This is a genomic window from Paenibacillus sp. TY11, assembly GCF_059772165.1.
In genome coordinates, this window is the sequence record NZ_JCBAIQ010000055.1 from 1 (window position 1) to 6,373 (window position 6,373).

Annotated in this window: 5 protein-coding genes; 4 read left to right on the forward strand and 1 reads right to left on the reverse strand. The window is 44.2% G+C overall.

Features of this window, described 5'->3' with window-relative positions; translation table 11 throughout:
- Positions 1 to 202: 202 nt before the first annotated feature.
- Positions 203 to 1,333 carry a Gfo/Idh/MocA family protein gene (locus AC6EJC_RS26720; protein ID WP_444956504.1) on the reverse strand — a complete coding sequence of 377 codons (1,131 nt, stop codon included), beginning with the start codon at positions 1,331 to 1,333 and terminating at the stop codon, positions 203 to 205.
- Positions 1,334 to 1,464: 131 nt separating this feature from the next.
- Here AC6EJC_RS26720 and AC6EJC_RS26725 point away from each other — a divergent pair, with 131 nt between their 5' ends.
- The 4 genes from AC6EJC_RS26725 to AC6EJC_RS26740 all read left to right on the forward strand — a co-directional run bounded on the left by AC6EJC_RS26725 (position 1,465) and on the right by AC6EJC_RS26740 (position 5,942).
- Positions 1,465 to 2,310, forward strand: coding sequence for a LysR family transcriptional regulator (locus tag AC6EJC_RS26725; protein WP_444956505.1), 846 nt, complete (start codon positions 1,465 to 1,467; stop codon positions 2,308 to 2,310).
- A gap of 358 nt (positions 2,311 to 2,668) precedes the next feature.
- Positions 2,669 to 3,142 (forward strand): MarR family winged helix-turn-helix transcriptional regulator, encoded by a 474-nt coding sequence (locus AC6EJC_RS26730; protein WP_444956506.1) that lies wholly within the window; start codon positions 2,669 to 2,671, stop codon positions 3,140 to 3,142.
- Positions 3,143 to 3,164: 22 nt separating this feature from the next.
- Positions 3,165 to 4,103, forward strand: coding sequence for an NADP-dependent oxidoreductase (locus AC6EJC_RS26735; protein ID WP_444956507.1), 939 nt, complete (start codon positions 3,165 to 3,167; stop codon positions 4,101 to 4,103).
- A gap of 468 nt (positions 4,104 to 4,571) precedes the next feature.
- Positions 4,572 to 5,942 carry an NCS2 family permease gene (locus tag AC6EJC_RS26740; RefSeq protein ID WP_444956508.1) on the forward strand — a complete coding sequence of 457 codons (1,371 nt, stop codon included), beginning with the start codon at positions 4,572 to 4,574 and terminating at the stop codon, positions 5,940 to 5,942.
- Positions 5,943 to 6,373 lie beyond the last annotated feature (431 nt).

Sequence of the window (6,373 nt, forward strand, 5' to 3'; positions counted from 1 at the left end):
CGATTTTACAACCAATATCGACCACAACGAAAGTTAAATAAGCTGCCTCCGAAAGAGTACCGGAAGCAGCTTATAGTCTAGGGTCTTTTTTCAGTGTCTATAAAATGGGGTCTTGACCATATATACAGTAAGGGGCTTATTCCTAACTGTCTACTCAAAAGGGATAGTAACAGTGTTGAAGGTTCTTTTTTACAAATCTACCTTACCATACGACCTTTTTCCCGGCTGCAGCCGACTCCTCAATGCGGTCCAATAGCTGATGCAGCTTTAAGGCATGGTTGAAATCGGGAGCGAGACGGGTGTCCGTCAAAATATCCTCGGCAAATACATGATGAGCCTTGGCTACATTCAGGGTTACCCCTTCTTTTGGGAAATCCAGGCCGCCATCAGGCTCAGCAGTTATACTTATTTGTTCAAAAGCGCCATTAGGACCATGACTCTGCGTACTGCTTGGATCGTACACAAGTTTTTCTAGTGTTAGATTGCCAAATTGAACATGCCCAAGCGAAGGATTCTGTGTCAAACGCAAAATGCCCTTTTTCCCCTGAATCTCTATCTCAAATTTAGAATTCACTCCACCCTGAATGTGAACCGATACCGGTGCTCCTGTTTCCAACAGCCCGTGAATCAGAATCTGATCGGATGTATCCTTGGGAATGACTTCACCCGTTTCCTGAATAGTGGCTTCGTTATAACGGGATGATGTGATGGCCGATAGCTCGCGGAATTCGCCAACGATGTATTGCAGCGCATCCAGAGAATGCCCGCCGTTAATCGTCAGCAGATTAGCACCATTGGCTCTGTTCAGCAAATAAGCAGTGTCCTGAGCTATCTGTCCTCCTTTGCCGCGAGTAGCTACTTGCATATGACAGGATAGAACTTCACCAATCGTCCCGTCTTCCACCAGTTTTTTCATCGTTTGCACTTCAAGATCCTGTCGTGCCTGCAAGCCGACGGTATGATGAATGCCCGCCAGTTCTGCCGCCTTGGCCATTTCAGCAGCTTCCGCAGTGTTCGCCCCCAGGGGCCATTCACAAAAAATATGCTTTCTCTCTTGAATTGCAGCCATTACCGCTCCGTAATGATGGGGAACTTTTACGCTCACCACGACCATATCCACGTCCTCGGTAGCTGCGAGCTTTTTTGTATCATCAAAAGCCAGTGCCGCCCCTACTTCATCTGCACTTTTTCGTGCACTCTCCATACGGGAAGTACCGATGGCTGTGATATCCAGGTTCGGGTGCTGGAGCAAAGCCGGAATATGCGTTTGACTGGCCCATTTGTTATTCATCGAACCTCCTACGACACCTGCACGAATCTTCTTTTTGACCATGTTGCCATACCTCCTGATTTTTAAAATGAGGGTGGAAAATAGCGCTCAAGGCCAATATAATACACTTAACTCATAAATAATAATGCTTGTTTATGATATAGATATCATTTTATTTGATGGGAGGAGAAGGGATGGATATTGAAAATATGCAGGCATTCGTTTCGGTGGCAGAGCTGAGAAGCCTGACAGAAGCTGCCCAAAAGCTGAATCACCTGCAATCGAATATGACGGCCAAAATAAAGAAGCTGGAGGCCCATTACGGCACAGCGTTATTTTACCGAAAGCCCCGTGGTATGGAGCTGACACCTGCAGGAGAAATCCTATATGCTCAGTTCAAGCAAATGTTGTTGCTGTGGCAAGACACGGAGATGAAAATGAGACCGCAGGAGGAAAAGCTGCGCATCGGTACGATGCAGTCCATTGTTGCGGGGGAAACAACAAGGGCGCTTACGAAGGTATACGAGCTGTACCCGCAGGCCTCGGTTACATTAAAAACCGGAACCACCACGGAAATGGAGCGATTGATCCTCGACGGCGAGCTCGATATTGCTTTTGTTACAGGGTATCCCACCAACCCGTATATTCATTATCAAAAAATATGCCGTGAAGAGCTGGTGCTGGTGGGGAAAGGTATACATGAAGGCTCGGATCTCAAACAGGTGCTGCAAGGAGCTTCTATTATCATATTGTCGGATGGCTGCCTGTACCTAACGCATTTAAAGAAGATGTATCAGGACATGCAATTGACCCATGGCGAGGTTGTGGAGGTCGGTGTGTTTGATACGATGGTGGAATTTGCCTTGATGGGAATGGGAATCACCCTTATGTCCAAAAAGCTGGCGCGGCAATTCAAAGTAACATCCTATTTGCCAACTCCCCCAACCTTTGGCTACATGGATACATATTTAATATCCCGCCCAAATCACGAGATGACAGCGATTGAACATAAATTTATCGAAATCAATAATACGATCTAATAGAGTAGGAGAGGAATTGATTGCAACTAATCAGGGCAAGTACTAAGGTAGACATGCCGTATTTCTGGGCGATAGCATTACGTTTGGATATGAATTACGTGATGAGAAAAGCCTTACCCGCATATCGTCAGTGAAGTACTGGGCTTCCAAACCTTTGAGAATCATGGCATATCCGGCAGCAGTGTAGCTAGCGGGGGCTTTGAACCGATGTGTGAGCGTTATGAGAAAATGAACCCCCGTGCGGACGTGATCTTTTTTATGGGGATGCTCAGGCTATTCGTTTAGCGTGAGCATTTTTTTTGTGATTGGAGCGATTGTATATAAAGACTTGTATATTTTTAGTAAGGGCGTATAATACTTGATATATCAATTGATACCTCAAGTATTATACGAAGGAGGGTTTGACATCGAACATTGCTCTGAAAAAAGCCAGTTGTTTTATCGCATGCATCTATTATGTAAAGAAATGAATAACGCATTTGAAGCACAGTTAAAAACCAGCTTTACCAAGGTCGAAATTTTGTACCATATTGCTCAGCGTCAGGAACTAAGCCAGCTGGAACTTCAGTATTTGCTCGTTCTGGATGGTGCAGCAGTGACCCGACATCTGAAAAGGCTGGAAGAGGAAGGTTTGATTTTACGCAGTAAAAAAGAGCAGGATAAGCGTGTGACTTATATACGTTTAACCGACTTAGGGGTTCAAGAGCTGCAAGTTTTGTCAGAGCAAAGACAAGCCTTTCAGGAAAAGCTGCTATGTAAGTTTACAGATGAGGAAATTGTGGCTTTGACAGATGTGCTACAGCGTATGTCTAGCAATGTGAAGAATATGTAAAATGTGCGAGGAGGAAATGAATATGAAAGCCATCGTTATAGATCAGTATGGAAGCAAGGATGAATTGAAAGAAAGAGAAGTACCTACTCCTACACCACAGGCTCATCAGGTCGTAGTCAAAGTGGCGGCTACCTCCATCAATCCAATTGACTGGAAGCTGCGTGAAGGTTATTTAAAACAAATGATGGATTGGGAGTTCCCGATTATTTTAGGTTGGGATGTAGCCGGCACTGTTTCGGAAGTAGGTAGCGAGGTCACCGATTGGAAAGTGGGAGATGAAGTGTTTGCACGCCCGGATACCACCCGGTTCGGTACTTATGCCGAGTATACCTTGGTGGATGATCACCTGCTGGCACGCAAACCTGCCACAATTTCTTGGGAGGAAGCCGCATCTGTACCATTGGCGGGGTTGACTGCTTGGCAGGCGCTCTTTACACATGGTCAACTGGTGGAAGGGGAAAAGGTATTAATCCATGCAGGTGCAGGTGGCGTAGGCATGTTTGCGATCCAGTTTGCCAAACAAGCCGGAGCCTATGTCATTACTACAGCCAGTGAGCGTAATCATGAACTGCTTGCCTCATTGGGAGCCGACCAAATCATTGACTATCGTACAACTCGTTTTGAGGAAGTTTTATCTGATGTGGACGTGGTGTTCGATACGATGGGCGGGGATGTTCAGAAGAACAGCTTTAAGGTAATGAAAAGGGATACTGGACGGATCATATCCATTGTCAGCAATTTTGATGAAGAGCTGGTGGAGGAGTACAACGTAACGGCCAAAAATATATGGCTGGAGCCCAACGGACAGCAACTACAGGAAATTGCCGATCTGTTGGAGCAAAAGAAAGTAAGATCGGTAGTAGGAGCTACGTTTCCTTTTTCGCAAAAGGGTTTGTATGACGCACACGCTTTAAGTGAGACCCACCACGCTGTGGGTAAAATTGCAATAACTTTCTCATAAGGACGCATACACACATATACAGCGCGAAAGGAATTGCACTCGATGGAGATTTTAGATTAGAGAACGATTAATCAGCTTTTTTTCGAAAAGATTGAGTTTGTATTGAATGGTGATCGAAAACAAGGTATGAACAGTTGAAAAAGCTTACTGGAGTGGACAAGGCCCGGCTGGATGCGGAAGGTAAGATCGTTTATCTGGAAAATATACGCGACACAGCGAATGCCTTTGATAAGTACAAAAATATCTGATTCCCCTAAATGAAAACCCGTCAGCTGTATAAGAGCTTGCGGGTTTTCTGTTTTCCGAACAATACATATGTGTTTAATTTGTAACATTCGCTTTTTCTGTTGACAAGCAGTAGGCGAGAGCCTAAAATAACGGATGTAATATAGCGTATATGAATGCGAATATTACAGCTATTGAACGACAACAATACGAGTATGCTTTGCGTAGGAGGAATTACGACTCATGGAGCGTTTCTTTAAATTAAAGGAACATGGCACGAACGTCCGCACTGAGATTATTGCGGGGATTACTACTTTTATGACCATGGCTTATATCCTGGTGGTCAACAATACCTTTTTAGGGCCGACTGGAGCGGGTATGCCCAGCGAAGCTGTCTTTTTTGCGACGGCAGTAGGTGCAGGTTTAGTTACCATTCTGATGGGGTTGTTCGTTAATGTACCGATCGGTATGGCACCGGGTATGGGCTTAAATGCTTATTTTATGACTGTAGTCTTGAGTTCCAATGGTATGATTACTTGGCAAGCGGCACTTGGCGCTGTATTTATATCCGGTATCGTCTTTCTGATTTTAACCGTGACACGAGTAAGGCAGATGCTGCTTGTTGCGGTTCCGGAAAATTTAAAGACAGCTATCACAGTAGGTATCGGCTTGTTTATTACGATTGTTGGCTTCAAGCTTTGTAATCTGGTTATGGTGAGTATCGTTCCAGGGACAGATGTTGGTCAACCGGTTCCGGGTCATGCTTTTAATTTGATTCTGGGTAGTCTGGTACATCAAAAGGATGCGCTGCTGGCGCTAATCGGATTGCTCATTATCGCAGCACTGATGGTCGTTCGGGTTAAAGGTGCTTTGCTGATTGGGATCGTAGCTACTACATTGATCGGTATTCCGATGGGGGTAACGAATCTGAGTAGCTTGACAACAGGCCACTGGATTCCTGATTTCAGTAATTTAGCAGTAGGTCAGTTAGACTTAAAGGCGGCTTTGCATATCGGTCTGTTTGATATTATTTTCATTTTCACATTTGTAGAGTTGTTTGATACGTTCGGCACCTTGGTAGGTACGGCTACACGCGCGGGTATAATGAAGGATAAGAAAAAAGGCGAGAAAATTATCGGTAAAGCGATGCTGGTGGATGCTGTTGGCGTAAGTACCGGTGCAGTATTGGGTACAAGTACTATTACAGCATTCGTAGAAAGCTCCGCAGGGGTAGAAGAAGGCGGACGTACCGGTCTGACTGCTGTAACAACAGGCGTTCTATTCTTGTTGGCCCTCTTTATTGCACCTTTGGCTCTGGTTGTGCCTTCTGCGGCTACTGCGCCAGCTCTGATTATCGTTGGGGTGTTAATGATGAGTCAGGTTCGCAACATTGAATGGGATAACTTCCTGTTGGCGTTTCCTGCGTTTCTGACCATCGTTCTGATGCCTTTTACAGGTGGAATCGCGAATGGTATCTCTGCTGGTATTCTGTCTTACGTTGTGCTGGCTGTGTTTAGTAATCTGTTTACCAGCAATAAAGTTAAGATTCACTGGCTCATGTGGGTGCTTGCCATTATTGTAGTGATCCGCTTTGCCTTTATGGGCTCCGAATAATAAGTAGATATAGAATACAGAACCTCTTTCCTGTTGTTTAAGGGAGGAGGTTCTTTTTTGTAGTTAGCCACGGGTATAAACAAAGGGGCTACTATATAGAAGGAAAACAATAATAAATAGAGTATAGCGAAATTTGTATATAATAAATGCTTGCAAACTGATTTTGTATATGGTATATTCTAATTCCGGCCAAGAAATACAATATAGCGAGCGAATGTTACAAAAAAAAGATTTAAAAAATGCTTGCAAAGTTGGTTTGGAAATGATATAATATAAGAGTTGATAAGGCGATGAGTTGATTCAACAAGAGAAGAATGTTTGATCTTTGAAAACTGAACAACGAGTGAGTAAAACGATTTTGCTTGCAAAATCAAACAAGAGATATTTTATCTCGTCAGTTTCAAAATGAGCTTATCGCTCTTTCTATAAAC

Coding starts and splice junctions, on each gene's coding strand:
- AC6EJC_RS26740 (WP_444956508.1), top strand. CDS start 4,572: ATGGAGCGTTTCTTTAAATTAAAGGAACATGGCACGAACGTCCGCACT.
- AC6EJC_RS26735 (WP_444956507.1), top strand. CDS start 3,165: ATGAAAGCCATCGTTATAGATCAGTATGGAAGCAAGGATGAATTGAAA.
- AC6EJC_RS26725 (WP_444956505.1), top strand. CDS start 1,465: ATGGATATTGAAAATATGCAGGCATTCGTTTCGGTGGCAGAGCTGAGA.
- AC6EJC_RS26720 (WP_444956504.1), bottom strand. CDS start 1,333: ATGGTCAAAAAGAAGATTCGTGCAGGTGTCGTAGGAGGTTCGATGAAT.